This is a genomic window from Streptomyces sp. NPDC057280, from assembly GCF_042668605.1.
Taxonomy (GTDB): Bacteria; Actinomycetota; Actinomycetes; order Streptomycetales; family Streptomycetaceae; genus Streptomyces.
Map to the genome: position 1 here is coordinate 999,689 of NZ_JBHUYR010000002.1, position 26,928 is coordinate 1,026,616.

At 67.6% G+C, this 26,928-nt stretch carries 22 protein-coding genes and 2 riboswitches; of the genes, 14 read left to right on the forward strand and 8 right to left on the reverse strand.

The genetic code is table 11. The features are described from left to right. Positions 1–139 precede the first annotated feature (139 nt). Positions 140–363, reverse strand: a riboswitch (cobalamin riboswitch). 196 nt (positions 364–559) lie between these two features. The 3 genes from ACFUO4_RS15065 to aceA form a co-directional block, all read right to left on the reverse strand. After that, on the reverse strand, positions 560–1,429 hold the full coding sequence (locus ACFUO4_RS15065) for a 3-hydroxybutyryl-CoA dehydrogenase (RefSeq protein WP_383484287.1): 870 nt from the start codon (positions 1,427–1,429) through the stop codon (positions 560–562). Then, entirely contained in the window at positions 1,426–3,021 is a 1,596-nt protein-coding gene (gene aceB, locus ACFUO4_RS15070) for a malate synthase A (RefSeq protein ID WP_383484289.1), read from the reverse strand. Before aceB ends, ACFUO4_RS15065 begins: the two co-directional genes overlap by 4 nt. An 83-nt stretch (positions 3,022–3,104) precedes the next feature. Then, on the reverse strand, positions 3,105–4,394 hold the full coding sequence (aceA, locus tag ACFUO4_RS15075; RefSeq protein WP_383484292.1) for an isocitrate lyase: 1,290 nt from the start codon (positions 4,392–4,394) through the stop codon (positions 3,105–3,107). A 390-nt stretch (positions 4,395–4,784) separates the two neighbouring features. Here aceA and ACFUO4_RS15080 point away from each other — a divergent pair, with 390 nt between their 5' ends. From ACFUO4_RS15080 to ACFUO4_RS15100, 5 genes are all read left to right on the forward strand, one after another. After that, positions 4,785–6,200: a short-chain fatty acyl-CoA regulator family protein gene (locus ACFUO4_RS15080; protein ID WP_383484295.1), complete on the forward strand. Its 1,416-nt coding sequence runs from the start codon at positions 4,785–4,787 to the stop codon at positions 6,198–6,200. A gap of 14 nt (positions 6,201–6,214) precedes the next feature. After that, positions 6,215–6,391, forward strand: a riboswitch (cobalamin riboswitch). Positions 6,392–6,444: 53 nt separating this feature from the next. Continuing rightward, positions 6,445–7,494 carry an ABC transporter substrate-binding protein gene (locus tag ACFUO4_RS15085; RefSeq protein ID WP_383484298.1) on the forward strand — a complete coding sequence of 350 codons (1,050 nt, stop codon included), beginning with the start codon at positions 6,445–6,447 and terminating at the stop codon, positions 7,492–7,494. Beyond that, on the forward strand, positions 7,491–8,504 hold the full coding sequence (locus ACFUO4_RS15090) for a FecCD family ABC transporter permease (protein ID WP_383484301.1): 1,014 nt from the start codon (positions 7,491–7,493) through the stop codon (positions 8,502–8,504). Before ACFUO4_RS15085 ends, ACFUO4_RS15090 begins: the two co-directional genes overlap by 4 nt. Next, positions 8,501–9,322, forward strand: a complete 822-nt coding sequence (locus ACFUO4_RS15095; protein WP_383484304.1) for an ABC transporter ATP-binding protein — start codon at positions 8,501–8,503, stop codon at positions 9,320–9,322. Before ACFUO4_RS15090 ends, ACFUO4_RS15095 begins: the two co-directional genes overlap by 4 nt. Beyond that, positions 9,303–9,692 (forward strand): (2Fe-2S) ferredoxin domain-containing protein, encoded by a 390-nt coding sequence (locus tag ACFUO4_RS15100; protein WP_383484307.1) that lies wholly within the window; start codon positions 9,303–9,305, stop codon positions 9,690–9,692. The genes ACFUO4_RS15095 and ACFUO4_RS15100 overlap by 20 nt, the downstream gene beginning before the upstream one ends. 34 nt (positions 9,693–9,726) lie before the next feature. Here ACFUO4_RS15100 and ACFUO4_RS15105 read toward each other — a convergent pair whose 3' ends face one another. The 4 genes from ACFUO4_RS15105 to ACFUO4_RS15120 all read right to left on the reverse strand — a co-directional run bounded on the left by ACFUO4_RS15105 (position 9,727) and on the right by ACFUO4_RS15120 (position 14,615). Next, on the reverse strand, positions 9,727–11,097 hold the full coding sequence (locus ACFUO4_RS15105) for a hypothetical protein (RefSeq protein ID WP_383484310.1): 1,371 nt from the start codon (positions 11,095–11,097) through the stop codon (positions 9,727–9,729). A 76-nt stretch (positions 11,098–11,173) separates the two neighbouring features. After that, on the reverse strand, positions 11,174–12,487 hold the full coding sequence (locus tag ACFUO4_RS15110) for a DUF4365 domain-containing protein (protein WP_383484313.1): 1,314 nt from the start codon (positions 12,485–12,487) through the stop codon (positions 11,174–11,176). A gap of 482 nt (positions 12,488–12,969) precedes the next feature. Beyond that, on the reverse strand, positions 12,970–13,407 hold the full coding sequence (locus ACFUO4_RS15115) for a GNAT family N-acetyltransferase (protein WP_383484316.1): 438 nt from the start codon (positions 13,405–13,407) through the stop codon (positions 12,970–12,972). A gap of 371 nt (positions 13,408–13,778) precedes the next feature. Further along, positions 13,779–14,615 (reverse strand): tyrosine-type recombinase/integrase, encoded by an 837-nt coding sequence (locus ACFUO4_RS15120; protein ID WP_383484319.1) that lies wholly within the window; start codon positions 14,613–14,615, stop codon positions 13,779–13,781. A 66-nt stretch (positions 14,616–14,681) separates the two neighbouring features. On the opposite strand from ACFUO4_RS15120, the gene ACFUO4_RS15125 reads away from it, so the two are divergent. From ACFUO4_RS15125 to ACFUO4_RS15160, 8 genes are all read left to right on the forward strand, one after another. Then, on the forward strand, positions 14,682–14,936 hold the full coding sequence (locus ACFUO4_RS15125; protein ID WP_383484322.1) for a hypothetical protein: 255 nt from the start codon (positions 14,682–14,684) through the stop codon (positions 14,934–14,936). 359 nt (positions 14,937–15,295) lie between these two features. Continuing rightward, positions 15,296–15,514: a helix-turn-helix domain-containing protein gene (locus ACFUO4_RS15130; RefSeq protein ID WP_232646711.1), complete on the forward strand. Its 219-nt coding sequence runs from the start codon at positions 15,296–15,298 to the stop codon at positions 15,512–15,514. Positions 15,515–15,912: 398 nt separating this feature from the next. Continuing rightward, entirely contained in the window at positions 15,913–17,799 is a 1,887-nt protein-coding gene (locus ACFUO4_RS15135) for an ATP-dependent endonuclease (RefSeq protein ID WP_383484325.1), read from the forward strand. A gap of 3 nt (positions 17,800–17,802) precedes the next feature. Then, a complete protein-coding gene (locus ACFUO4_RS15140) occupies positions 17,803–19,722 on the forward strand; it encodes a UvrD-helicase domain-containing protein (RefSeq protein WP_383484328.1) in 1,920 nt (639 codons plus the stop codon). 185 nt (positions 19,723–19,907) lie between these two features. Further along, positions 19,908–20,725, forward strand: a protein-coding gene (locus ACFUO4_RS15145; protein WP_383484331.1) for an IS5 family transposase whose coding sequence is annotated in 2 segments (ribosomal slippage) — positions 19,908–20,271 and positions 20,271–20,725 — 819 coding nt in all. Because the reading frame shifts where the segments join, the coding sequence is not laid out codon by codon here. Positions 20,726–21,062: 337 nt separating this feature from the next. Beyond that, a complete protein-coding gene (locus tag ACFUO4_RS15150) occupies positions 21,063–21,500 on the forward strand; it encodes a hypothetical protein (protein WP_383484333.1) in 438 nt (145 codons plus the stop codon). A gap of 1 nt (position 21,501) precedes the next feature. After that, positions 21,502–23,550, forward strand: coding sequence for a hypothetical protein (locus tag ACFUO4_RS15155; RefSeq protein WP_383484336.1), 2,049 nt, complete (start codon positions 21,502–21,504; stop codon positions 23,548–23,550). Continuing rightward, on the forward strand, positions 23,547–24,317 hold the full coding sequence (locus tag ACFUO4_RS15160) for a hypothetical protein (protein WP_383484339.1): 771 nt from the start codon (positions 23,547–23,549) through the stop codon (positions 24,315–24,317). The genes ACFUO4_RS15155 and ACFUO4_RS15160 overlap by 4 nt, the downstream gene beginning before the upstream one ends. Before the next feature lie 412 nt (positions 24,318–24,729). On the opposite strand, the gene ACFUO4_RS15165 is transcribed toward ACFUO4_RS15160, so the two are convergent. Next, entirely contained in the window at positions 24,730–25,275 is a 546-nt protein-coding gene (locus ACFUO4_RS15165; RefSeq protein ID WP_383484342.1) for a hypothetical protein, read from the reverse strand. Positions 25,276–25,716: 441 nt separating this feature from the next. Here ACFUO4_RS15165 and ACFUO4_RS15170 point away from each other — a divergent pair, with 441 nt between their 5' ends. After that, complete coding sequence (locus ACFUO4_RS15170) at positions 25,717–26,913, forward strand: helix-turn-helix domain-containing protein (RefSeq protein ID WP_232646719.1); 1,197 nt, start codon at positions 25,717–25,719, stop codon at positions 26,911–26,913. The last annotated feature ends 15 nt before the right edge of the window (positions 26,914–26,928 follow it).

Consider the following 26,928-nt stretch of genomic DNA (forward strand, 5'->3'; position numbering starts at 1 on the left):
TCGCGAGATGATTCCCTGAAATCCCGGCGACGGGACGCGAGCGCGAAGGGGTGACGGACCGGACGGAAACGCCTCGTCGGCCGTCCGCCCGCTCTGTACGCCGACCCGCCCACGAGGTCACCGGGATATCCACGCACGAGTTCGTACGCGGGCAACGGGCAGGTCTTCGGACTCACGGGCACGTCTCTGTCGTACGAGACACCTACTGGCCGTCGCTTCCCAGACCCCGTATCTCGGGTCCAGTGCGTATGACGGCGGTCGTTCCCGCTCACCGCTGCGGGGCAGTCCCGGATTCCCACCGGGTTCCCTCTTACGACGCATCCCGCCTGGCGGACGGGGCGAACCAGCTGCACCGGCCAGCCTAAAGGGCTGGCCAGGAGTCCGGAGGGTCGCGTCCACCATTCGGATGGTGAGCTGGTACACGCGGATCACAGGTGTGAAGCGGGCCGAGGGCGGGAAACGCCGCACACGCGTCACCCGCCCTTTCCCCTGTCAGCGCCTGCCGGACCCTCACCCGGCGGCGCGGTCCGGGCCCCTCAGCCCGGGTTCGCCAGGATGCTCAGTCCTGGGCGTAGGTGTGGAACCCCCGGCCGGTTTTACGGCCCAGCAGCCCCGCCTCGACCATCCGCTGGAGCAGCGGCGGAGGGGCGTAGAGGGGTTCCTTGAACTCGTCGTAGAGCGATTCGGCGATCGAGGCGACGGTGTCGAGGCCGATCAGGTCCGCCAGCTTCAGCGGGCCCATGGGGTGGGCGCAGCCCAGTTCCATCCCGGTGTCGATGTCAGCGGCGGTGGCGAAGCCGGACTCGGCCATCCGGACGGCGGACAGCAGGTAGGGGACGAGGAGGGCGTTGACGACGAACCCCGCCCGGTCCCGGGAGTGGATGACCGTCTTGCCCAGGGTTTCGGTGGCGAAGCGCTCGACGGCGGCCACGGTCTCGGGGGCCGTGTGCAGGGAGGTCACGACCTCGACGAGCGGCAGGACCGGGACGGGGTTGAAGAAGTGCAGGCCCATGACCCGGTCGGCGCGGCCGGTGGCCATGCCGAGCCGCATGATCGGCAGGGAGGAGGTGTTGGTGGCCAGGATTGCGTCCGGGTCCTCGACGATCTTGTCGAGGGCGGCGAAGATCTCCGTCTTCGCGTCGGCGTTCTCGATGATGGCCTCGATCACGAGCTGCCGGTCGGCCAGGTCGTCGAGCTCGCCGGTGAACACAATGCGCGCCAGGGCGCCCTGAGCGGCTGCGGGCTCCAGTTTGCCCCGTCGGACGGCGCGATCGAGGGAGGAGGCCACCCGGTTGCGGGCGGCGCGGGCGGCCGTGGCGTCTGCCTCGCAGACCACCGTGTCCAGGCCGGCCCGCGCACAGACCTCCGCGATGCCGGCGCCCATCTGCCCGCCGCCGACCACGCCAATGCGTGCGATGGCCGCGCTCATCGGCGGGCCTCCGCCCGCTGAACGAGGTGACGTGAGTAGGCGTCCGGGGTGAAGAACAGTGGCAACTCGGCGGCGAGCGCCGTCCGTTCAAAGAGCCTGCGTGCTTCCTCGACCGGAGCCCAGGGCCGGACCGCGGTCAGGGCGAGGGCCTCCTCGTCGAGCACGTTGAGAACTGACTCGCGGTCGATGACCCGGTGGCGCAGCCACTGCCAGATCTGCACCCGGGCGATCTCGGCGGTGGCCGCGTCCTCCATCAGGCCGTCGATGGCGACCGCGCCCTGCCCGCCCAGCCAGGCGTCGAAGTAGCCCAGCGCCACAGCGATGTTGGTGCGGACGCCCTCGGGCGTGGGCGGGCCGCTGACGCGGCGCACCGACAGCAGGTCGGCGGGGGTCACCTCGACGTCCTCCCTCGTGCGGTCGAGCTGGTGGGGCCGCTCGCAGAGGACGGTGTCGAAGACTTCCCGGCAGACCGGCACCAGTCCGGGGTGGGCGACCCAGGAGCCGTCGAAGCCGCCCTCCGCCTCGCGTTCCTTGTCCAGCCGCACCGTGGCGAGGACCGCTTCGTTCGCGGCCGGGTCCTTGGCGGGCACCTGGGCGGCCATGCCGCCGATGGCGTGCGCCCCGCGCCGGTGGCAGGTGCGGACGAGGAGTTCGGTGTAGGCCCGCATGAAGGGCGCGGTCATGGTGACCTTGGAGCGGTCGGGCAGGAGGAAGTCGGTGCGGTGGCCGAAGGTCTTGATGAGGCTGAACAGGTAGTCCCAACGGCCCGCGTTCAACCCCGCGCTGTGCTCGCGCAGTTCGTGGAGGATCTCCTCCATCTCGAACGCAGCGGTGATCGTCTCGATGAGAACGGTCGCCCGGATCGTGCCGCGCGGGATGCCGAGCAGATCCTGGGCGGTGACGAAGATGTCGTTCCACAAACGGGCCTCGTAGCGGTTCTCCAGCTTGGGGAGGTAGAAGTACGGGCCGTGTCCGGCGTCGATCTGCCGCTGCGCGCAGTGGAAGAAGTAGAGGCCGAAGTCGACGAGCGCGGCGGGCACGGGGCGGCCGTCGTACTCCAGGTGCTCCTCGTCGAGGTGCCAGCCGCGCGGCCGTACGACGATGGTGGCGAGCCGGTCGTCGGCGCCGAGCCGGTAGTGCTTGCCGTCGTCGGTGGTGAAGTCGATGCGTCGCTCGATGGCGTCCAGCAGGACGATCTGGCCGCCGATGATGTTGTCCCAGGTGGGTGCGGTGGCGTCTTCGAAGTCGGCCATCCACACATTCGCACCCGAGGTGAGGGCGTTGACGGCCATACGGCGCTGGGGTGGGCCGGTGATCTCGACGCGGCGGTCCATCAGGCCGGGGGCGGGTGGCGCGACGCGCCAGGTGGGGTCGGCGCGGACGGCGGAGGTGACCATGGGGAAGTCGAGCGGGGAACCGGCCGCGAGCCGGAGCGTCTGCCGCCGGCGTTCCTTCAGCAGGCCCGCGCGGCGCTCACCGAACTCGGCGGTGAGCCGGCCGATGAAGTCCAGGGCGGCGGGGGTGAGGATCTCGTCGTGCCGGTCGCCGGGCGCGGCCAGGACACGCGGACTCCGGGTGAGGGTGGTGGACATCCAGGACTCCTGAACGGGGAGCGGGTGGCGGGGACTGCCGCCCGGCCCCCGTTCGGACAGGGGGCCGGGCCGTGACGGGCGGCCTAGTGGAACTGCTCCTCCTCGGTGGAGCCGGCCAGCGCGGTGGTGGAGGAGGCGGGGTTGACGGCGGTGGAGACCAGGTCGAAGTAGCCGGTGCCGACCTCACGCTGGTGCCTGACCGCCGTGAACCCGTGTTCCTGGGCGGCGAACTCCCGCTCCTGGAGGTCGACGTAGGCGGTCATGCCGTGCTCGGCGTAGCCGCAGGCGAGGTCGAACATGCCGTGGTTGAGGGAGTGGAACCCGGCCAGGGTGATGAACTGGAAGCGGTAGCCCATCGCGCCCAGCTCCCGCTGGAACTTGGCGATCTGGTCGTCGTCCAGGGCGGCCTTCCAGTTGAAGGACGGCGAGCAGTTGTAGGCGAGCAACTGGCCCGGATACCGGGCGTGGATCGCCTCGGCGAACTCGCGGGCCTGGGCCAGGTCCGGGGTGCCGGTCTCCACCCAGATCAGGTCGGCGTACGGGGCGTAGGCCAGACCGCGGGCGATGACCGGCGCCATGCCGTTCTGCACGCGGTAGAAGCCTTCCGCGGTGCGCTCGCCGGTCACGAACTGGGCGTCGCGCTCGTCGACGTCGCTGGTCAGCAGGTTGGCGGCGAGGGCGTCGGTGCGGGCGACGATGACGGTCGGGACATCGGCGATGTCGGCGGCCAGGCGCGCCGCGTTGAGGGTGCGGATGTGCTGCGAGGTGGGCACCAGGACCTTGCCGCCGAGGTGGCCGCACTTCTTCTCGGAGGCGAGCTGGTCCTCGTAGTGGATGCCCGCCGCGCCCGCCGCGATCATCGCCTTGGTCAGCTCGAAGGCGTTCAGCGGACCGCCGAACCCGGCCTCGGCGTCGGCGACGATCGGCGCCAGCCAGTCGGTGGTGTCCCCGGCGTCCTCGGCGGTGGCGATCTGGTCGGCACGCAGGAGGGCGTTGTTGACCCGGCGCACCACCTGCGGAACGGAGTTGACGGGGTAAAGACTCTGGTCGGGGTAGGTGTGCCCGGCCTGGTTGGCGTCGGCGGCGACCTGCCAGCCGGAGAGGTAGATGGCCCGGAGACCCGCCTTGACCTGCTGGACGGCCTGGCCGCCGGTCAGAGCGCCGAGGGCATGGATGTAGTCGAGCTCGTGCAGCTGGCGCCACAGCCGCTCGGCACCACGCCGGGCCAGTGTGTGCTCCTCGCGGACGCTGCCGGACAGCCGTACGACGTCCTCGGCGGTGTAGGTGCGCTCGATGCCCTGCCAGCGGGGGTCGGTGGCCCAGCGCCGGGCGAGTTCCCCGGCCGCCTGCGTGCTCGTCCTCGCTTCTGCCATGACTGTCACCGTCTCCTCGGTCTGTTGCGTCTGCCAAGCTCCCGGTCCGGGCGAACAGGGATGGCACTGTGTGTCGTGAAGCTCGGGTGCGGCCCGCCGTGCCGCCCGTGCGGCGGAGGTGAGCAATGCTGCCGGTCAGACGCCCGCCCTCGCCGGGATCTCCGACGTCAGGGCATGAATCGCGCCCCGGTTGCGGGCGGTGGTCGCCGGGTTCCGGCGGGCCGCACAACGACTGTGACATTGGCACTCAGTGCCATCAACCGTGGATGATTGCCAATTTCTGCGAATCTTCGGCCCGCCGTTTGCCAAGTTTGCGAAGGATCCTCTCGCGGTCCTGATCACGTACGCTGACCGCACCCCGGACGCCGAGGAAAGGGAGGGAGGAGTGCGGTGAGCAAGATCTATGCGGGGGCGCGGCTGCGACGCCTGCGTGAGGAACGCGGGATGAGCCAGGCCGAGCTGGCCCGGGTGCTGGGCATCTCGCCGAGCTACCTGAACCAGATGGAGCACGACTCCCGCCCGCTCACCGTGCCCGTGCTGCTGCGGCTGACCGAGGCGTTCGGCGTCGACCCGGCCTTCTTCTCCGAACGCGACACCAGCCGCCTGACGGCCGACCTGCGCGAGACCCTGGCCGGCGAGATCACTGCGGCCCGGGTGAGCCCGACCGACCTCGCCGAGCTGGCCTCCCGGATGCCCAGTGTCGCCCAGGTCCTGCTCGACCTCGGCCGCCGCAACCACCTCCTCGCCGAACGCCTCGCCGGCGCCACCGACGCCCGCGACACCGACCCGGCCGCACCGCGCTCACCTCGCTCGCCGCACGAGGAGATCCGCGACTTCTTCTACCGCCGCCAGAACTACCTCCACGACACCGACCTCGCGGCCGAGGAACTCGCCCGGGAGATTGCCATCCGACCCGGCGACGTCCTGCGCGTCCTCACCGCACGCCTCGCCGACCACCACGGTGTCAATCTGACCGGTGAACCCGGCGACCGCCTGCACCACTACGACGAGGCGACCCGCACCCTCCACATCTCCGCCCGCCTGCGCCCCGGCCAGCGCGCCTTCCGCATGGCCACCCAGCTCGCCCTGCTCGAATACGGCGACGAACTCGACCGCCAGGCCGCCGAAGACTTCGCACCCGGCACCCCCAGCCACGCCCTGGCCCGCATCGGCATCGCCCACTACTTCGCCGCCGCGCTGATCCTCCCCTACACCGCCTTCCACACGGCAGCCGAAGAGGTGCGCTACGACATCGAACTCCTCACCGACCGCTACGGCCTCGGCTACGAGACCGTCTGCCACCGCCTGAGCACCCTCCAACGCCCCCGGCTGCGGGGCGTTCCGTTCTCCTTCGTCCGCGTCGACCGCGCCGGCAACATGTCCAAGCGCCAGTCCGCCACCGGCTTCCACTTCTCCCGCGCCGGCGGCACCTGCCCCCTCTGGAACGTCTACGAGGCGTTCGCCGCATCCGGCCGCATCCACGTCCAGATCGCCGAAATGCCCGACGGGCAGCGGTACTTGTGGACGGCCCGCGCGATCACCCGGCACCGCGGCGGCTGGGGGGAGCCCGGCAAGACCTTCGCCATCGGCCTCGGCTGCGAGATCCGCCACGCCCACCGCCTCGTCTACGCCGACGGCCTCGACCTCACCAGCGCCTCCGCCGCCACCCCCATCGGCATGGGCTGCCGCGTCTGCGAACGCCTCGACTGCCCTCAGCGGGGCGCACCACCGCTCGGCCGGCCCCTGCGCATCGACCAGCACACCAGCACCTTCGTGCCCTACCCCGTGACCGATCACACCACCTGACCGTACGACGCACTTGATAGCCTCAGCGGGCCAGTCGAGCCACACCCGAGGCCAGGGAATCCGGTGCGAATCCGGAACTGACGCGCAGCGGTGAGGGGGACGGGCGGGGCACGACGTCACTGGGAGACCGGGAAGGCGCCCCGGCCGGACGAACCCGAGTCCGAAGACCTGCTGGCACCTCCGCGCCCCGGCGCGGGGGACGTCCGTAGGCCAGGCTCCGCGTACGAGCCCCGACCCCGAAGGCATGCCCGTGCTCCGCGCCCTTGCCCCGCTCCGTACTCCGGCGTTCCTCCTCGCCTCCGCCCTGCTGCTCACCGCCTGCGGCTCCTCCGGCGACGGAGACGCGAAGTCGGAGGAAGCCTCCACCGCCGGCTACCCGGTGACCCTCGACAACTGCGGCCACAAGGTCGCTTTGAAGTCGGCTCCGAAGAAGGCCGTTTCCCTCAACCAGGGCACCACCGAGATCCTGCTCTCCCTCGGTCTCGCCGACCGCATGGCCGGTACGGCGACCTGGACCGACCCGGTGATGAAGGGCCTGGAGAAGGCCAACGCGTCCGTACCGCGCCTTGCCGACAACGCGCCCTCCTTCGAGAAGGTCCTGGACGCCGAACCTGACTTCGTCACCGCCTCGTTCGTCTCTACCCTCGGCAAGGGCGGGGTCGCCACCCGCGAGCAGTTCGAGAAGCTGGGCGTGCCCACGTACGTCTCCCCGTCTGACTGCTCGGGCAAGGACAACGACAGCGGCGGCGACGGATCGCGCAGCACGCCGCTCACCCTCGATGCGGTGTACGGCGAGATACGCGACCTCGCGCACGCGTTCGGCGTCGACGCCCGGGGTGAACAGCTGGTCGCGTCGCTGAAGAAGAGGGTGAGTACGGCGACCACCGGGCTGAACGCCTCTGGCGTCTCCCTCATGTATTGGTTCGCCAACTCCCAGTCGCCCTACCTCGCCGGCTGCTGCGGCGCGCCCGGTGCCATCACCCGCGCGGTCGGCGCGAAGAACGCCTTCGCCGACACCCACGACGAATGGCCCCAGATCAGCTGGGAGACCGTCGCCGACCGCGACCCCGACGTCATCGTGATCGGCGACCTCACACGCAAGCAGCAGACCGCTGAGACCGCCAAGGCCAAGATCCGCTTCCTGGAGACCAACCCCGCCACCCGCAACCTCACCGCGGTGAAGAAGAAGCGCTACGTCCTGCTCAGCGGGCAGGCCATGAACCCGTCCATCCGCACCATCGAGGGCATCGAGAAGGTCGCGGCCGGTCTGCGGGACTTCGGACTCGCCAAGTGAGCCTCCGTACGTCGCTGTTGACCGGCGGCGGACTGGCCGCGCTGCTCGCCTCGGTCGCCGTGGCCGTGACGTTCGGTCCGGCCGACATCTCCACGGGGGACGTCTGGGCGTCCGTCGCGGCCCATCTCGGCCTCGGTGAAAGTACGTTGGCGCCGCTGCGGGACGGCATCGTGTGGAACCTGCGCATGCCGCGCACCCTGCTCGCCGCCGTGTGCGGGTCCGGACTCGCCGTGTGCGGGGCGGTCATGCAGTCGCTGCTGCGCAACCCGCTCGCCGACCCCTTCGTCCTGGGTGTCTCCTCCGGCGCGTCCACGGGAGCGGTCGCCGTGGTCGTCCTCGGCGTGGGCGGGGGAGCGGTTTCCCTGTCGGCGGGCGCCTTCCTCGGCGCGCTGCTCTCCTTCGCCCTGGTACTGCTGCTCAGCCACACCCTCGGCGGCAGCACCGACCGGGTTGTCCTGTCCGGAGTCGCCGCCATGCAGCTCTTCTCCGCACTGACCTCGTTCATCGTCCTCACCTCGGCCGACGCCGAGACCACCCGGGGCGTGCTGTTCTGGCTGCTCGGCTCACTCACCGGCGCCGACTGGGGACAAGTACTGCTGTGCGCGGTCGTCCTGGCGGTTGTCCTCATCGTCTGCCTGGGATACGCCCGTACGCTCGACGCGTTCGCCTTCGGCGACGAGGCCGCCGCCGGCCTCGGCGTCCGGGTCGCCCGCACCCGCCTGGTCCTGCTGTGCGCTACCGCACTGCTCACGGCCGTCCTGGTCAGCTGCGCCGGCGCGATCGGCTTCGTCGGCCTGGTCCTCCCGCACGCCACCCGCGCCCTCACCGGTGCCGGACACGCCCGCCTGCTCCCGGTCACCGCGCTGACCGGAGCCGTCTTCCTGGTCTGGGCGGACACCCTCGCCCGAACCGTCCTCGACCCCCAGGAGGTCCCAGTGGGCGTGGTGACGTCCCTCATCGGCGTGCCGGCGTTCGTGGCCGTCCTCTACCGCAGACGGAGAAGGGCATGACCAGCCTGCACGCGGACCGCGTCGCACGCCGCATCGACGACAAAGTCATCGTCGACGACGTCACCCTCACCCTGCGCTCCGGTGAGACCATCGGCCTGCTCGGCCCCAACGGCTCCGGAAAGTCCACACTGCTCAGGCTGCTGGCCGGGATCCTCACACCCACCGCCGGAGTCGTGACCCTCGATGGGCACCCGCTCACCAAGATCGGCCGTCGAGCCACCGCCCGCCGCATCGCCACCGTCGAACAGCACGCCGATACCCAGACCGAACTGACCGTCCGCGACGTCGTCGCCCTCGGCCGCATCCCGCACCGCCGCGCCTGGACACCGCCGACGACGTCCGACGCGGAAGCCGTCACCGAAGCCCTGCGGCGCACCGCACTGACCGACCGGGCCGGCCAGTCCTGGCACACCCTCTCCGGCGGCGAACGCCAGCGCACCCAGATCGCCCGCGCGCTCGCCCAGGAACCCCGCGAACTCCTCCTCGACGAACCCACCAACCACCTCGACATCCAGCACCAGCTCGACCTCCTGGAGCTGATCGTCGGTCTGCCGGTCACCACCGTGATCGCCCTCCACGACCTCAACCTCGCCGCGATGTACTGCGACCGCCTCATCGTCCTGCGCGACGGCCGCGCGATCACGGAGGGCACCCCGGCCGAGGTCCTTACATCTGCGCTCATCGAGCAGGTCTACGGCGTCCGAGCCGAGGTCACCCACGACCCCGGCCACCCCGTGATCCGCTTCCTGCGCCCGGCAGCCCGGGACGGGTCTCCCCCGAAGAGGAGTGTGACAAGCGATGCCCCGACAGCACCCTGAAGCAGGCGGCACGGAGCACACCTCCGCCGCACCGGCACCGTGCCGCGTCGTCGTTTGCCGGGACTGCTGTTGCGGAACCCCGAAAGTCCCCGGTGTGGATCACGATCGGCAGCTCGCGCACCTGGCTGAGGAGGTCCCCGTGCGGGTCTCGGACTGCCTCGACGTGTGCGAACACGCCAACGTGATCGTCGTCCAGCCCTCCGCCGCCGCCCGTGCCGAAGGCGCTCGTCCGGTCTGGCTCGGACTCGTCAATGACCCTGACGCCACCGAAGACATCGCCGCCTGGGTAAAGGCCGGCGGCCCCGGCATCGCCCCCTGCCCCGATATCCTCGACCTCTACGTCTTCACCCCGCCCCGCAGGACGCAATGAGCGCGAAGCCAGCCCGATTGGGCTTTTGGCTTGCCTACATGTAGTAGGCATAGCGGGTGGCGATGCGAGCGTTGAGTGGGACGTGTTTGAGGATGGAACCGACTCGGTAGGCGGTGCGCAGGGTGAGGGGATCGCGTTCGTCGAGCTGAGCGTTGTTCCAGTTCATCTTGGTCAGGGCGAGGATGTCGGTGCTGGCGGTCAGCAGGTCTGTGCCGTGTGTTGAGGGCCGGATCAGCAGGGGCTGGGGGACGTACAGGCCGGGGTAGGTCCGGAAGTACGGCACGGAGCCGCGGGTGTAGAGGAGCAGGGAACGCGGGTCCAGTTGGACGCTGGTGCCGCGCAGCGGCGGAAGCTGCCCGGTGCGGTACAGGTGCGGGGCGCCGCGCCGCTGGATCCACAGCAGGTCGACGTGGTCGATGTCACGCATGTCGGCGGCCTCGTGGAAGCCGTCCATCTCGGTGGCGGTGAAGTTCGAGGTCTTGTGCACGACGATGCGTGCAGGCTGGTGGCCGTGGGTGGTGCGGTACTCGGTCAGCGCGTCCAGCAGCAGCTGCCGGGCGTCGGCGAGCGTCAGGTGGGGCTGGCGGTCGCTCTTGGAGATCTGCGCGGTGCCGCCTCGGACGACGACGCCGTCACCGCGTTCGTTGAACACCTGCGCGACGGCGGTGTGGGGCTCATTTTTGTTCGCGCTGCGGTAGAAGCTGACGCCGATGTAGCAGGTGGCCAGGTCGGAGCTGTGGCGCTGCATGCGCCAGGGAGTTCCGCCGGCTTTGTAGTACAGCGCGGTGTGCAGGTTCCAGGCCCTGGTGGCCTCGTCCTGCAGCGGGCGGAGTGTTTGCCCGGTGGTCCTGCCGGGGATTCCGGTCCAGGTCTCCTTGCGCATCAGCTGCAGGGGAGCGGACAGCGTGAGTGCGGTGGCCTTGAGCAGGTCGTGGAAGTCGCCTCCGGTCTCTCGCTCGTCCTGATCCTCTATGCGTTCGGTTGCGGACTCCTCCGACGGCAGCTGTTCTTCGCGGTCCTGGAGTTCTTCCGGGCGGGCGCAGATGACGACGCGGCAGCGCCCGGTCTCGGCCAGGGACCGGGCGGCGTCGGCGTACATCTCGACCGCATCCTTGGTGGCGGCGGCTGTGTCGGCGCGGGCCAGGTGGCGCAGTTGGCGTTCGGGGATCTCGCGGACGAGGGCGTCGTCGAAGACGAGCTCGGCGCCGAACGGGGAGTCGGTGCTGAAGCCGGGGAACGGCTGGTGGAGGTTCTCCTGGCCGGGTTTGGTGTCCTTGGCCTCGATGTGGTTCTGGCAGCGCTGGAGCCAGTTTCGGATGCCGTCGACGGCCTGGGCGGGGCCGACCAGAGCGATAGGGATCTGGTGTGGTCCGGTGGGGGAATCGGCGTCGGCGGGGCCGTACACGCTGATGCCGTAGCGTGGATCGATGTGGCGGTTTCCGGCGCGAACTCCAGTTCCGGCTCATGGAGCACGGGTGCTTTCATTGTGGCAGCTCCCACAGTCCCTCGGCCAGCCCGTTCACGCTCGGTTTCGGCGCTGGTTCTTGCGGGATCCAGACGCTTTCGTCGATGGCGGCGTCGCAGTCGAGCTTCAGGAGCTGGCCGAATCGGATGCGCTCATCGCGGCTTCTGAACAGGGTGTCGTCGCCTTGGAGGTAGTCGGCCCAGGCGCGTACGAGCTGGTAGACGGCGTTGTTTCGTTCGAGTCGCTTGATTTTCTGGACGTACTCGGCGTCGTACAGGGAGTCGCGGTGGCCGTCGATGGTGAAGTGGTAGGTGGGGTTGATCTCCAGGTACCACTGTTCGCTCCAGCGGCGGAAGTACAGGCTGGCGGCGTAGTGACGACAGAAGCTGATCTTGGTTGTGTCGTCCTTGCCGAAGTAGGGGGTGAAGAAGGCGCGTCCGCGGCTGCCTCGGTAGCGGCCTTTGATCTTCCGGCTGGATCGGTCCGGTGGGGCCTGCATATAGACGATCTTTTTCGTGGGATGCCACACCAGATCGGGATGGTGGGCGGAGCGCAGGGTGAAGTTCAACAGCGAAACGAAGCGCCGCTGGACATCCAGGTCCTCGGTGGTCGCCCAGTTCTGCGTCGGGATGGAGGTGACCGGCCCGTCGCACAGGACGGCGAGCGGGCCCTCGTCCAGTCGGCACAGTGAGAAGATCCGTCCGGCGGCCAGGACGAAGCCGCTCTCGAACTGGTTGCCGTTCGAGCGCATCCGCTCCCAGGCATCGCCGCGGTCACGACACGGTGTGGACGCCTCGTGGATGAGCGGTGCGAAGCCCTCAATCGTGAGGAGGTTCGAGACCAACTGTTCGCTTCCTTCGAGCCGTGGCAGCGGCTCTCCGGCAGGCACGCCGAGAGCCGACAGCTGACTGAAGGCGTCGAGGTCGACGCGGTCTGAGGTCTTGTCGAACTGAACGACGCGCCGTGCCTTGCGTTCAGGGTCGGCGAACCAGGTGTCGATGCGTTTCCACCACGCCTGCTGGATACGCAGGTCCACGCAGATGAGCACGACCGGACGGCCCAGCCGAAGCCAGTAGGCGATGTGGTCGGCCTTGCACGTGAACTTGAATTCGGTCGCGGTCTCGCCCCGAAAGCCGACTTCTGTGCCCTTCACTTGGGCGAGGACGGCCACACCGGTGACTTCGCGGTCAGCGTCCACGAACTCGATCTGACCGTCGATGGCGAAGTCACGTTTGGTGTCGTTCCACACATGACCGGCGTCGGAGACGGCTTTGTCGACGAATGCTTCGCCCCGGAACCCGGTCCGCTGCTGGACGCTGCGCTGCGGCATCCGATCAGTGCTCCGAGAAGGACACTGGAGTGCCCGCTGTAGCCCGGCCGGATCTGCGAGGCCGAGACCGCGCGTTGTTGTCCCACCCCATGCAGTGATCCTCCGTCGTTCACGCGCGGTCCAGGTCAACTCAGGATAGGAGGGACCACCGACAACGACCGGTGCACGCATGCGGGAGGAGACTCCGAGGAGGGCGCCGGGACATTTCGAAGGCTTCACTGACTTCGCCCAAAGTGCAGGGCATCGCAGGCCGGCTGAGTGATCACGGTTCTTCGGCCTTGGGTGGGGTGAGGTTGGGAGGGTAGCCCTTGGCGCGAAGGAATGCGTCGAGCGCTAGGGCGACGATGTCGCCGTGCTGGACGCCGTGGTCCGCGTGTATCGGTGATGCGCAGTTGGAGAGTGTCGGGGACGGCGTGTTGATCAGCTCACGACTGGCATGGCGCCATCGAGGACCTCCAGTGCGGCCGGGCGTGGTCAGGGGGTCAGCGGCCTTCGCTGGCCGCGTTCGCATCAAGGATCTTTGAGACCGGGCAACCCCAGGCCGTACCCGGTGTGTCGGGTCCGTAGAGCCTGAGCCCGCATGCCTGGAAGAACCCCTGTCGGCTGAGCGCATCGTCGCCGTCCTGGGGGACCAGGGCCAGGAAGGTGTGCCCTGCTTCCAGGGCCCGGCGGGCGATCTCGGCGAGAAGCGCCCGGCCGACCCCGCTTCGACGATCGGTATCAGCGACGGCCATGGTCAAGACGAACGTCTGCTCGCCGGGATGCGCCTCCCGGCCTTCGCCGTGTCCGAAGTCGCAATGGAGCCGGAACTCGGCGACCCTGACAACGGATCCGTGGCGTTCGGCCACGATGACGTCCAAGCCCTCGGGGTCGTAGAACCTGCCGTTTCCCAGATCGTTCGAGTACAGCAGGTCCTCCACCACCGAGTAGTCGACGTGGGTGATGTCACGGATGAGCGGCGTGGGACGAGTATCCGCGGGCAGCAGTGTGTACCCGCTCTCACAGCAGGAAGTTGGCGGGCATCGCCCGCCACTGGATGTCGTTGTGGTCTCGTTGGAGGAGGCCGTCGGCCACCGGTTCGCGGTTCGGGAGCGACACGACGTAGAGCGGCGGAGGCGAAGGTTTCCATCCCTGCATCAGCGCAGCACCCGCGGATGGCAGCGGCACCGGATTGTTGCCGCGGCTGAGTGACGCCACTCGTAGCGGGGCAGGTGCGCCTTGTAGAGCCGGCTGTGCCTCAGCAGCTGGAAATCCGGGTTTCTCTCCGGGAGGCCGGCGACCGTGCTGCAACTCACCCCCGGTTCTGCTGTATTGAACGGAAGGCATCGCCAAACGCGGTTATGCGCAGGCCTTCTGCCGCCCTCGGTGGGCGCGCATAGGTGTCCCATGTTTCGGTGAAGCGGGCGTGCCGTGAGAGCGCTTGGACAGTCTTCGGGTCGTGCTGGCCTGGTCCGCCGAGCGTGGTGGTGTAAAACACCTTGAGATCGTGGAAACGGGTGCCTACGGGTAGGCCGGCCAGGGCGACGACCCGTTGCCACTTTTCGTTGAAATCGCTGCTCTGAACTGGCCTTCCGTATCGGTTCGTCACGATAAGGTCTTCGTCAACTGGCTCGACGTGTCGGCGAGCCCGACGCTTGCGCGCGGTGGCTTGGGTGACGGGTTCCGGCTCGCTGAAGTGAGCCGCATGGGTCGTCAACTGCTCGATCAGGAATTGATCCACGGGCAGAGTCGCGTAGCTGGCCTTCGTCTTCAGTGGTGCGGCTTTGCCGCGTTGGCGCTGCTCTTGAACGTACAGGAGATTTTCCTGCCAGCCGACGCGTGTCCGTGTCAGGCCCAGAGCCTCGCCGGCACGCAGTCCTGCGCACGCGCCGAGCCACACCAGGACTTCGTAGCGTGGCTCGATCGTCCGCATGGCATGGGCTGCTGCGGCCACCTGCTCGGGGGTGAGGGCGTCCCCACTGCCGTCGCTGATCTCGGGAAGCTCGATGCGGGACACGATGTTTGCAGGCAGCGGAATGTCTTCGTCCATCATGTAGTGGATGAGAATGCGCCAGGTTTTAAAAATCTGGACAATTGTGCGAGGGGATCTGAGGTTGGGTTTTTCTAGCAGATGATCCACGAAGGCCATGGAGTCGCTACGCCGTAGCGATGTCGGTATGCGATTGCCTGCGAACGGCAGGATGTGATTGCGAAGATGACTCTCGTACGTATTGATCGTATTCGCTCTCTTATTCTTCTTCCGCTTTCGGTCGATCATCTGCGCGCCGAAGAAGGCTACTCGCGCACTGTGTGCTGGTTGGTTCCCTCTCGTCGTGGACGCAGCCTCGGCTGTCAGCTCGCCGAGCCGGTCGAGGGCTTCCTGCCATGTATCGAACGACTCTCTGCGCTCTTTTCCGAGGTGATCGACGTGGCGAGTCTGCCAGCGGAGTCCCCGTCCGTGATCTGCTGACGGGTAAAGGGGGCGGTTTCTGGTCCCGCACTTACAGGGGGCATCACCCCGGTCGGGTTTCGGATATGACTTGTGCCATCGGTCGAATGGCAAAATCGGTCTGGCCATATGTTCTCGTTCGTTGCTTGTGGGCTAGCGACCTCGCTGCCGCGCCGTGGGCTATCCGTTTGTGCCGAGCCGGTCGTACGAGTGATTGGGTTTCATAGCCGCCGGGCTGTTCGTGTGTGCTCACGTGCAGGATTTCCCGCCCAGAGCCTGATTATGCACAGCTGTTCATGGCCTGAGGGAAGTCGTACCGGTCGAGTCGCTGTGTGCCAGCACGCGAACCGTCACCAGACCCCCGACTCCTGTCCCTCGGTATGCAGATCCGACGGCTCCGGGAAGAGCGGGGCTACAGCTTGGAAGAACTCGCAGAGCGCAGTGGAATGAGCTTTCGCGGCCTCATCTACATTGAGCACGGCCAGCGCAGTCCCAGTGTGCTCACGCTCTTGGATATTGCAGCTGGACTCGACGTGCAGCCAGGGGAACTCGTTAACCACATCACACGGGAAGAATCCGGAAAATCCGAGCCCCGGTAATGGGGGTCGGCGATCAAGCGATCGTGTTTTTTCCAAGGCTGTGATGAGTCCGTAGGATCTGCTGATCGGGCCCCACGCAGGAGGTGCGCACGAACCCGTAAAAGCGCTCACTCCGCGCGGTGTCGACGCGCCCTGTGCGCAGGAGGCGCCCTGCTGTGGCACCTACCAGTCGTGAGGGTCCATCTCCCCCTTCTGGCTGTGCCGCAATGACGGTCGCGCACTGCTGTTTGGAGTTGACGACCTGACGTGTCCATTTCCAGTCGAGGGGAGGGATTCTACTAACGAGGCACGAGTGCCGCGATGAATCGTATGATGCGTCAGAACCGCATGCGGGTGGGGCACTTGAGGCGGTTACAACCGCCTGTGTCGTCGAGGGCGCGGGCCTCATCGCTCGGGGGATGTCGGTGTACCTTGCCTGCCTGTATGCGGAGAACTTCCGGATCTTCGGCGCGGCGCCGCAGAAGGACGGCGACAAGGACGCCAGCCTGAGCCTGGACTTCGGTCCCGCCACGAACGTCCTCGTCGGCGAGAACGACAGCGGCAAGACGGCCATCATTGATGCGATCCGCCTGTGCCTGCTGACGACCGCGGCTGACTTCTACCGCATCACACGCGACGACTTCCACGTCGGACCCGGCGGCCGCGCGGGCACCTTCAAGATCACATGCGGATTCAAGGACCTCACAACGGAAGAACAGGCCGTCTTCCTTGAGTTGCTCACCACGGACGCTGACGGCAACGTCGCCCTCTACGTCACCGTCAAGGCGGAGTTGATGGACCCGCTGCGGCCCCACCGCGTCGCGGTGACCACGCGCACCGGCCGCGATGGGCAGGGGCCGGCCCTGGACGGTGCCGCGCGTGAACTGCTGAAAGCCACCTACCTGCGGCCTCTGCGGGACGCCGAGGCGGAGCTGCGCTCCGGACGGGGATCACGGTTGTCGCAAATCCTGGCCGGCTACCCGGCCATGCGCGCACAAGGTGAGGACGACTTCGACGAGGAGGAAGACAGCGCCTCCACCCTGGTCGGGATCCTGCGCCGCGCGGAACGGCACATCAGCGACAACGAGGCCGTCAAGACGGCCCGGGACGACATCAACACCGGTTACCTGAAGAAGTTCTCCATCGGCTCCGACGTCCTGCGCGGCGAGATCGGCGTCGCCGGCGACGCCACCCTCGCCCGTGCGCTGGAGCGGCTGGAGCTCACGCTGTTCGCGGGCACGGGGGAGTGGACCCGGCACGGCCTGGGTTACAACAACGCCCTGTTCATGGCCGCCGAACTGCTCCTGCTCGGCAATAGCGCCTTCGCGCCCCTGCTGCTGATCGAGGAACCCGAAGCCCACCTCCACCCGCAGCTCCAGACCCGCATCATGGACCTCCTGCGGGATCGCGCCCAGACCGCGAACACAGCGGAGACACCGCCGGTCCAGGTCATCCTCACTACCCACAGCCCCAACCTGGCCTCGGCCATCCCGGTCGAACACCTCACCCTCGTCGCCCGCGGATCCACCTTCCGCCTGGCACCGGGCCTGACCCAGCTCGACGAGGGCGACTACGCCTTCCTCACCCGCTTCCTCGACGTGACAAAGGCCAACCTGTTCTTCGCCCGCAGCGTCGCCATCGTCGAGGGCGACGCCGAAGCCATCGTTTTACCCGCCCTCGCACAGGCGGTCGGCCGGTCCTTCAGCGAATGCGGCGTCAGCGTCGTCAATGTCGGCGGCGTCGGACTCTTCCGCTACAGCCGGATCTTCCAGCGCGACGGCGAGCAGATACCGGTCGCCGTAGCCTGCATCCGGGACCGGGACCTGGTTCCCGCCGGTACCTCCGCGGAGATGCGCAAGAAGCTGAAGTGCTCGGCGGAGATGACCAAGCAAGAGATCGACACACACATCGCAGGGTTGAAAGAGGAGGACAGCGGCCACGTACGCACCTTCGTCTCCGACCACTGGACGTTGGAGTACGACCTGGCCGCCGGCTCCTGGACCATGGCGACCCTGATGCACCAGGCCGTTCGTGCCGCTGTCGCCTCCAAGACCACCTGGCCCACCGCGGACAGACTCGTCGACCTGGACCGGCTGGCGCAGGAGGAGGTCGAGAAGTGGCGAGAGAGCAACGTTCCCCTGGAGAAGGCGGCCTTGGACATTTATGAGCCGCTGCGCATGGGCCGGGGCAGTAAGCCGATCGCCGCCCACCACGCGGCCCGGCTCCTGCAGACCACCTCCGTGACCGAGGACGATCTGCCGCCCTACCTCGTAGCTGCCTTCACGTACCTGTGCAGCGAGGTCTGAGCGATGACGAACCTCTACACGCCCGACGTCTTCATCAAGGACAAGGTCGAGGCCCTCGCCCAGCAACTCGGCCTTGAACTGCCGCACCAGGAGCAATGGAACTTCATCCAAAGCGGGGAATCCCTGGACTTGCAGGCAGCTCCCGGCTCGGGCAAGACCAGCCTGATCGGCCTCAAGCTCGCCCTCCTGGGCCAGGCATGGGCCTCGCCCACACGCGGCATCTGCGTCCTGTCCCACACCAACACGGCCAAGGACGAGATCACCCACCGCCTCACCGCCACACCGGCGGGACGCCGTCTGCTGCAGTACCCGCACTTCATCGGCACGATCCAGTCTTTCACCAACACCTTCCTCGCCCTGCCGGCCCTACGATCCCGGGGCATTGAAGTCCAGACCGTAGACGACGACGCCTACGCGGACGAGGCCCTCCGGCTGCTCGAACGCCACCCCCGGTTCCGGAAACTCAACACCGCACTCGGGCACCGCACGAACGGCCCCGCACTCGTCGCCGAGGCCCGCTACGTGTGCGACGCCGGAGACCTGATCGCGACAGGACCTGACGGCACCCCGCCCTTCAAAGCATCCAGCGACAGTGGCCAACAATTCGCCGCGCTCAAGGAAACGCTCACCGAGCGAGGCGTCTTCCGCTACCACGACATGTTCGCCCTCGCCGAGCACCACCTCTTTCATCACCCCCAGCTCGCGCAGGCCGCCGCCCACCGCTTCCCCTTCGTCCTCCTGGACGAAATGCAGGACACCAGCGACCTCCAGCAACGCCTGCTCGACAAGGTCTTCGGCCCGCCGGGCACGGTCGTCCAGCGCGTGGGCGACGTCAACCAGCGCATCTTCGCCGACGCACCGGATGCCACACAGCCCTCGTCGTTCCCCCTGCCGCACGCCGCCCAACTCCCCGTCAGCCGCCGCTTCGGCAGCAAGATCGCAGCACTCGCCAGCGACCTCACGGTCCGCCGCCGCCAGCGCATCGACGGCGCCGGCCACGACGGGACCGTCGCCCTCCTGCTCTTCGACGACGACACCGTCGCCGAGGTCGTACCGGCCTTCGAACGGATGGCAGCGGCCACGGTCCCCCGCCAGCTGCTGGACAACCCGCCTCGCGTCCTGGGCGCCCGCCTCATGCGGGGAAGCGCCAAGGTCTTTCCGCAGTCTCTCTCCTGCTACGTACCCAGCTTCACCAGCACGCCGGTCCAGACGACCGGCAGTCTCATCACGACGACACGCACCGCCCAGGCCCAGCGGCAATCCGGCGACAACCACGCAGCGATCACACTCCTGTGGAACGGGATCCGTGACGTAGCCCGACTCGCCAGCGTCGGCGGTTTGCCTCCGCTGAGGCGACTGGACCGGGACCCGGCCACCGCCGGAGGCAGGGCACGCCTGCTTCTGCACGACATGCTGACGAGCCCACTCGACAGCCACGTCGAATGGGCTGTCCTCACCGCACGGCTTCTGCGGCTGCTGCCGGACCTGACCCAGAGCCCCCTGAAAGGTGTCGCCCGCCTCGCAGATCCCCTCGCCCACACCCCGTACATCGCCCAGCCGGCGTCCGTGCCCGAGGCGTCGGCTGATGCGGACCAGGGGGTGGTGGCGTCGGTTGCGGGATCGATCCAGAGTGCCAAGGGCGAAACTCATGCCGCCACGCTCATCCTCGAATGCCTGGAACGCAGCGGCAAGAAGTACGACGTACACGAGGTCCTCGGACTCCTGAGCCGACAGCAGGACGCCTCCAAGGCCCTGGTCACGATCCAGCGCGCGGCACAGCTCGTCTTCGTGGGCGCCACCCGCCCCACGCACCTGCTCGCCTTCGCCGCGCACCGCACGCGAGCCGAACCGCATATCGAGGCGATCACGGCCCGCGGCTGGTCCGTCCACGACATCCACTCGCTCAAGGTGATGCCGATCTAGCGACAGGGGGCTCGGGCGTATCCGCAAGGCGCGGGCGCCGGATCCTCCTCGGTGATGCGGGTGGGCAGGGCGCCGCCGGGAACCCGGAGTTCTCGGAGCATCAGAAGCACCTTGGGCGCCTTAGAGGTCCTAACAGAAGTCGGTTGATCATGTGACTGTCGGTGTGGTGGTTCGTTGGTGCAGTCGTGGGGAAGCACCAGCCGAGGCCGTGGGTCGTCTCGGATGAACTGTGGTCGTTGATCGAGCCGTTGCTGCCCGAACCGGGTCCGAAACTCGTGGCGGGCCGGCCTCGGGTTCCTGACCGGCAGGCACTGTGCGGGATCCTGTTCGTGCTGCATACCGGGATCCAGTGGGAGTACCTGCCCCAGGAGCTGGGCTTCGGCTCGGGTATGACCTGCTGGCGTCGCTTGGCCACCTGGAATGAGGCGGGCGTGTGGGATCAGCTGCACCTTGTGCTGTTGAGGAAGTTACGGTCGGCGAAGAAGTTGGACTGGTCGCGGGCGGTGATCGACTCCTCTCACGTGCGGGCGGCCCGGCGCGGCCCAAAAGCGGTCCCAGCCCGGTCGACCGCGCACGGCCGGGCAGCAAGCACCACGTCCTCACCGACGGGCAGGGCATTCCGCTTGCCGTGTCGCTGACCGGCGGCAACCGCAACGACGTCACCCAACTGCTGCCGTTGCTGGACAAGGTCCCGGCCGTGGCCGGCGTCGTGGGCCGGCCCAGACACCGGCCCGACATGCTGTTCGCCGACCGCGGCTACGACCACGACAAGTACCGGCGGCTGCTGTGGCAGCGCGGCATCCGCCCCGTCATCGCCGCCCGCGGGCAACAACACGGCACCGGCCTGGGCAGCTTCCGCTGGGTGGTCGAGCGGACCATCTCCTGGCTCCACGGCTTCCGCCGCCTGCGGATCCGCTGGGAGAGACGAGACGACATCCACGAAGCCTTCCTCGGCATCGCCACCTGCCTCATCACACACCGCCACGTCCAACGCCTTTGTTAGGACCTCTTAAGCTCTGTCGTCCTCAAGGGTATATAGAGGGATGAAGGGCTCATACAGGCGTAGTTCATCCTGTTCTGTATTTGCGCCATTCTTGTCGACGGCTGCGGCCCGGTGAGGCAATCCCGGCTGGCCTATGCATTTCGAACTGGTTAACGCTTGCTGGATGAGACCTGGGCCTGCTGGTGGACAGGCCAGCAGTATCCGGCCATTGGGTATGACCCGGTGTTTGACCGTGCAAAGTCGGATTTCAGACGCTTCCGCGAGCTTTGGTTGCTGTCGGTCCGGTACGTCTCGCAGGCTGTCCCAGGCCTACTCCAGGCGTGAAGATCGGGGGATCATGAGCCAAGAGCTGGACGTGATGGTGCTGGCCACGCACGGGGCGCAGGTGCTCATCACAGAGATGCTCACCGGCGGCTGGCAGCTTCTGCGCGAGAAGATTGCGCGTTTCCTGCGCAGGGACGGCCAGGAGACGTCAAGCCGTCAGCTGGAGATGCTGGACGAGATCGAGCGAAGCCTGCCGGAGGCGTCCGAAGCAGACCGGGAAGCGATCCAGGAACGTCTGGTGCGGCAGTTTGCCGCCTACCTCGACCGCTTCCCCGAGATGGCCAACGAACTGCGTGAGCTGCTGCCGACCCAGGACGAAGCCTCTTCACCTGCGTCCACGATGGCCGCGTACAACAACACGAACAGCCAGATCCTGCAGTCCCTCGGCGACATCGATGCTGGAGACGGAGGCATCAACTACGGCGTTCCCTCAAGGAAGGGGGAGCGCTGAGGTGACCGTTGCCGCTGCGAGCGTCGAGAGAAACGGTGGCGTGCCCGCTCACCAGCTCAGCGCCGCCGATATCTCGGACTCCGTCCTGTACATGGCCGGGCGGGACATCAACCTCCACACGCGTCAGACGTTGAGCACGGTCCCCGTGACCCGCGATGAGCGGGCAGCAGTCAGGCGTGCCTGGGCGAAGCGTGACCGGCAGGGGGACCTTCTGACGACGGCTCCCGCGGTGCTGGAGTTCCTGAAGCAGGAGGAACCGGTCGTGGTGATTGCCGGAGCACGCGGCATGGGTAAGACCGCTGCTGCGGTCAAGGCGCTCAGTGATTACGGCCGTGACCACGTCGGCGAGCAGGCGGAGGCGCCGTGGGTCCTGGAGCACGTCCTGCCTGACTGGGAGCAGCCAGGTGAGGGGCTTTTGCCGTCCAAGCGCTGCCGCGGCTACATCCTCGACGTCTCCGAGGAGATCGACGGGTGGGCTGACCCCGTGGCCGTGGCCAAGAAGATCGTCGCTCACGGCGACGCTCTGCTGAAAAAGGGCTCGCGCCTGATTGTCATCGCCAGCCAGGACGGCTGGCCCGCCAGCCAGACCCCGGGGCTTGGCCGCATCGTTGTCCGTGCCACGGCCGCGCCGTCGGGCAGGGAGATCGTTCAGACCCATCTCGCCCGTCTGTACCCGTCGGTGGCGGAGCGGGCCTGGCTGACGGCAAACGCTGACGACCAGGGCCACGTTCTGACCGACCTGTTGGGCGTCGATATGTATCCAAGCGACGCTGCGGCCCTGGCGTTGGAACTGAGCAGAATCGACGACTCTCCCCATGCGGTGGAGACGGCGCGTGCCGCCGCCACACACTGGCGGGACGTCGTCAAGAAGGTGTTCACCGCCACCCGCGAGAACGCAGATGACCGAGCGTTGCTGCTGGCAGCCATCGCGCTCGAAGGCCTCGCGCCGCCCGACGTTCTCGCGGCGTCCCGCCTGCTGCTGAAGGAGAAGACCTCCAAGAGCGTCCGCCAGATCCTTACCGGACCCGACCTGGTGACACGTCTGGAGGAAGTCGAAGCACGTGTCGCTTCCGGCAAGGTCTCCTTCGCGCACAAGCCCGGATACCCCAACGCAGTTCTCGGCTATGTCTGGCGTCAACTGAGCGACGTGCAGAAACCTCTGCTGGCCTGGGTGAAGCTCCTCACCAAACACGGTGCACTCGGGTTCAGCCGGCTCTCCCAGATCGCCGACCTCCTCGTACAACTCGCGACCGACGAACAGGACCTCGGCCCACTCGACGTCGCCCGTGCCTGGGCGACGTCCGGAGACCAGGCCGGCCGCGAGGCGGCGGCGTCGATGCTCGCCACGGCCGCGGCCGACCCCACCTTGGGGACCGTGACCCGCGCCAGACTGCGGGACTGGGCCCAGCAGGATGTGGACCCGGCACGGGTTACGGCCGTGGTCTGCCAGGGCAGCTTCGCCGCCATCTATCCCCGTCAGGCGCTCACATGCCTCCGCCACATCATGGGACGCCCCATCGTGGATGAAGCCGTCGCCGACGGTGAGAAGGCCCTGCGGGCCATGGCCGAGGACGACTTTCTGCTGCCACAGGTATGGGAGGCGATCACAGGCTGGATCGAAGGCAAAGCGAAGCCAGCCGGATGCCGGGCCTTTCTCGCCCTCCTCGACCCCAAGGCCGCACCGTCCACCGTCACCCTCCTGCTGAACGACGCCTTGGCGCACCCTGAGACCGCCGACGAACTGGTCACCGGCTGGTGTGCCTGCCTGGCTGATCCCGCCCTGGCCGATCGCTGCGAACGGCTGCTTGAGAAATGGGCCGAAGCAGTGGCCGACCACGATCTCGCCGACGACGCAGTCGTCCACGTTCTCGACCGAGTCGTCGATGAGCACATGGTCACCGGGCCGATGGCCGCATTCCTGCTCGGCAAGGAAGGCGTCGCCTACAACTCCCCCGCCGTCATCGCCATGCGCGAACGACTCATGCTTCGCCGCCACGAGCGCCGAAACCACACCCCTCATGCAGGAGACGAGGGGGCTGCCGCCCTATGACGTACCGATCGGCGCGATCGCGGCGGCGTGCTCTCAGGCGCGGCATCACCGAGTTCCCCGCCGTCTTGTCGAGCCTGCGCCCAGGCATTCGCTTCACCACGACCATCACCGCTTACCCCGAGGCCGGCCCATCCGGTGCCTACGACCCCGATGCGCTCGCGGACCAGGTCCGCCTCGCCCTGCGGGCAGCGGCAGCGGACGCGGTACGGCACATGGACCCACGGGACCTGCCAGCAGCCCAGGATGCATGTGCGCGAAGCCTGCGGCGATCACGCCGCATCGACACAGAATCCGGTCTTGAGGTGAGAGCCGAGTGCCGTCTCACGCTCGCATCTGACGATGATGAGGCGGTCCGGGCACTGCTTGAGGCCAGCAGGAAGCAGGGCATTCAGGAAGCCCTGACACGCCAACGCAACCGGGCCCTTGTACGCGAACTCGCGCACCCAGCGGGGGTCTTTGCCTGGTGGCTGCAGCAGGCAGCGCAGCCGGCGGCCGGACTGCCGGATCCCCCGAGCGACGAGGTCCTGCGCCAGACAGCCGATCGCCTGCGGAACTACCCCCTTGACGATGAGGAGCCCTTCGAGGCCCAACTGCTCGAAGTTCTGCGGGACTTCCTCACCACCTTCTCCCGCAACGAGCAAAAACGCATGCTGCTCAGCCTCCTTGCCGACGGCATGCGGGCCGCTCGGCAACCCGAACACGCTGTGGCCATCGAAGTCATCGCCGCTCAGAACGGAACGGGATCCAGCGGTCCCGGAAGCCCATGACCACGTTACTGAGGTGGATCCTGGCGCCCCTCACCAGCTGCAGCGCCCTCCGCCTGATGTGGACCAGCCCTGACAAGCCGTCCTTCGACGTCGCTTGGCGGCAAGCACGTATCCGGCGGCACCCGGATGAGGCCCCCTTCCGGCAACACGGTCACGGCACCCCCGGTGCTCGGCGTCCCTCCGCGGCAGACGATCGGCACACTCAGAGCAGGGACTGATGCTGTTCACGCAAGCGGCAATGAAGAGGCCGCTGGCAGCCTCACCGCGTCGAGGTGCCCGAGGAGAGCTGTTCGTCGTCAGATTGCCTGCCGGCGGCCAGCAGATTTCATTTCCCCGCTCGCGGCCACTTCAGCTCCCCACCGTGGCCACTTCCCTTCCCCGCTGGCGGCCACTTCGAGTACGCAGCGTGAGGTCAACCTCGGCGGCGCTCGCCCCACCACGGCAGGATCGGGGGCAGATCGCTGAGCCCGCGGGCCGGCCGCCTCGGCATCGGCGACTCCCCGTCGTCCCCGTCCCAGCGGCGTGCGTACTGGTCCGGGAGGCTGCCCCAGCCCCAGTAGGGAACCGGGAGGTCGGGCCCCTCGCCGAGTTCGTCGAGGGGATCGATGCGCTTGTCCGCCACCGTGCACAGGTGGGCCCAGTCATCACCCATGTCGAAGACATAGGCGAACCGCTCGCCGGCCTGCAGCCTGCTCAACTTGGTCGCATGGCCGTCCATGGTGCCGTCCGGGGCCTCGTCGTCCCACCAGTCCAGGGGGCTGACCCGGGCGCCGTCGGACAAAGTGAACAGGTGCAGATGGGCCAGATCCCAGCGGCCGAAAGCGAGATCGATGGCCGTGGCGAACTGGGCGAAGGAATGCGAAGGCGCGCCGGCAAAGACCCGGCCGGGGCGAGGCCACAGGTCCGCACCGTGCCCAGAGACCAACTCCACCCGGATGGACAGCCAGGTACGTGCCACGATCAAAACCCCTTCATGCGCCAGATCCACGAGCCAGCACCGAGGCTACTGAGTGTGACTGACCCATAGGGAAACGCGCTGCACGTACGCGGGGAATTTCCAACCGGCAGCTGACAAGCTCGGGCGTGGTCTTGCCGAAGGGGCACGCTGCAGTGTCGTGGCGTGGGAGGGCGAGCACCGAATCGGGGACCTTGGCCAAGAGGGCAGTCTCCCTTTACGCCGGTCCGGCAGCAGTCGATTGGTTCACCGAGGTTCACACGGCATCGTTGCCGATCTTCACCCGTGGGATGCCACGTGGCGAACCCGTCCGCTGGCCTGCCGGGCTCCTGGCCTCCATCTGTGCGGGCAGCTCCACGGCGAGGACTGTCAGTGGCGAGTGATACACATATCACTCGCCATCGTGAATCAGACGGGTAGAATTGATTCAGAAGGAGGTGCTACGTGGATCTTGAGCTTGTGGGGGAGCGGATCCGCCGTGAGCGTGAACGCGCTGGGTTCAGCCAGCGCGACCTCGCCGCTCGCGCTCACCTCTCCCAGCCAACCTTGACACGCATCGAAAATGGCGCCCGCGCCAACGTGACGCTCGCTGAGCTGGATCGCCTCGCAGTTGCCCTGGACATTCCGGTGCGGCTGTTGACCAGCGGAGATCCTGTACGCAGCAGAGTGCGCATCGCGGCCAGGGTCAACGACGTGGTGACCGAGGAGCGTGAGGAGGCCCTGCGGCACACCCTGGAAGTGCTTGAGCTGGATGCTCGTCTGGACAAGCTAGGGCCCGCGGCCACCCAGCAGCGCAAGCCGGATGGCTTTTTGCCCGTGCCGGATGAGCGCCTGCCGCGGGAGCAGCAGGCGAAGGAACTGGCGCAGTGCGTTCGGGTGGCTCTCAACCTCGGCAGTGCGCCCATCGCTGACGTGGATGAGCTGATCGAGCAACTCACCGGCGTAGACACAGCAGTGCTGCAGCTGCCCAGGACGACGGACGGATTCACCGCCACAGATCCAGAGCGTGAGACCACACTCATCGCTGTGCGTGCCTGCGACGTCCCAGAACGTCAGCGGTTCAGTTTCGCTCACGAGCTTGGTCACCTGCTGTGGAACGACGGTGCCCAAGTGCACGAGCTGGATGACGGACGAACGCCCGGGGAGCGGCGGTGTGATGCCTTCGCTCGCCACCTCTTGGCGCCGGAGGAAGGAATTAACACATGGCTATCCGCCGCTAGGCTGTCTGAAAAGGGCAGTATAAACGAGCGTACGGTAGCGCTCCTGGCCCGCCACTTCCGAGTCAGCTTCGTCGTGATTCTCATCCAGCTTGAATTGATGTCGCTGATCACGGAAATCCAGAAGAAGGAACTTCGCGGGCCGACCGGCGCCCAGCTGGCACAGCGGTATGGCTGGGGGCCAGCATACAAACAAGAACAACAGGCTGCCGAAGCGGTAAGGGCTCCTCGGCGTATCCTGGAGCGCGCGGTCGAAGCGTACCGTCGGAATATGATTGGAGTCCGCGCTCTGGCTATGCTGGAAGGGCGTCGTCCGGAAGAGGTCGAAGCCGGACTCAGGGAAGCTGGCATAGTTCCCAGCCCTCCGAGTCCAAAGCGCGCTAATCTCTCTCGGTTGGTCGCCCGCGGCTTGGCGAAGGACTAGTAGAGTAGTCCAGAC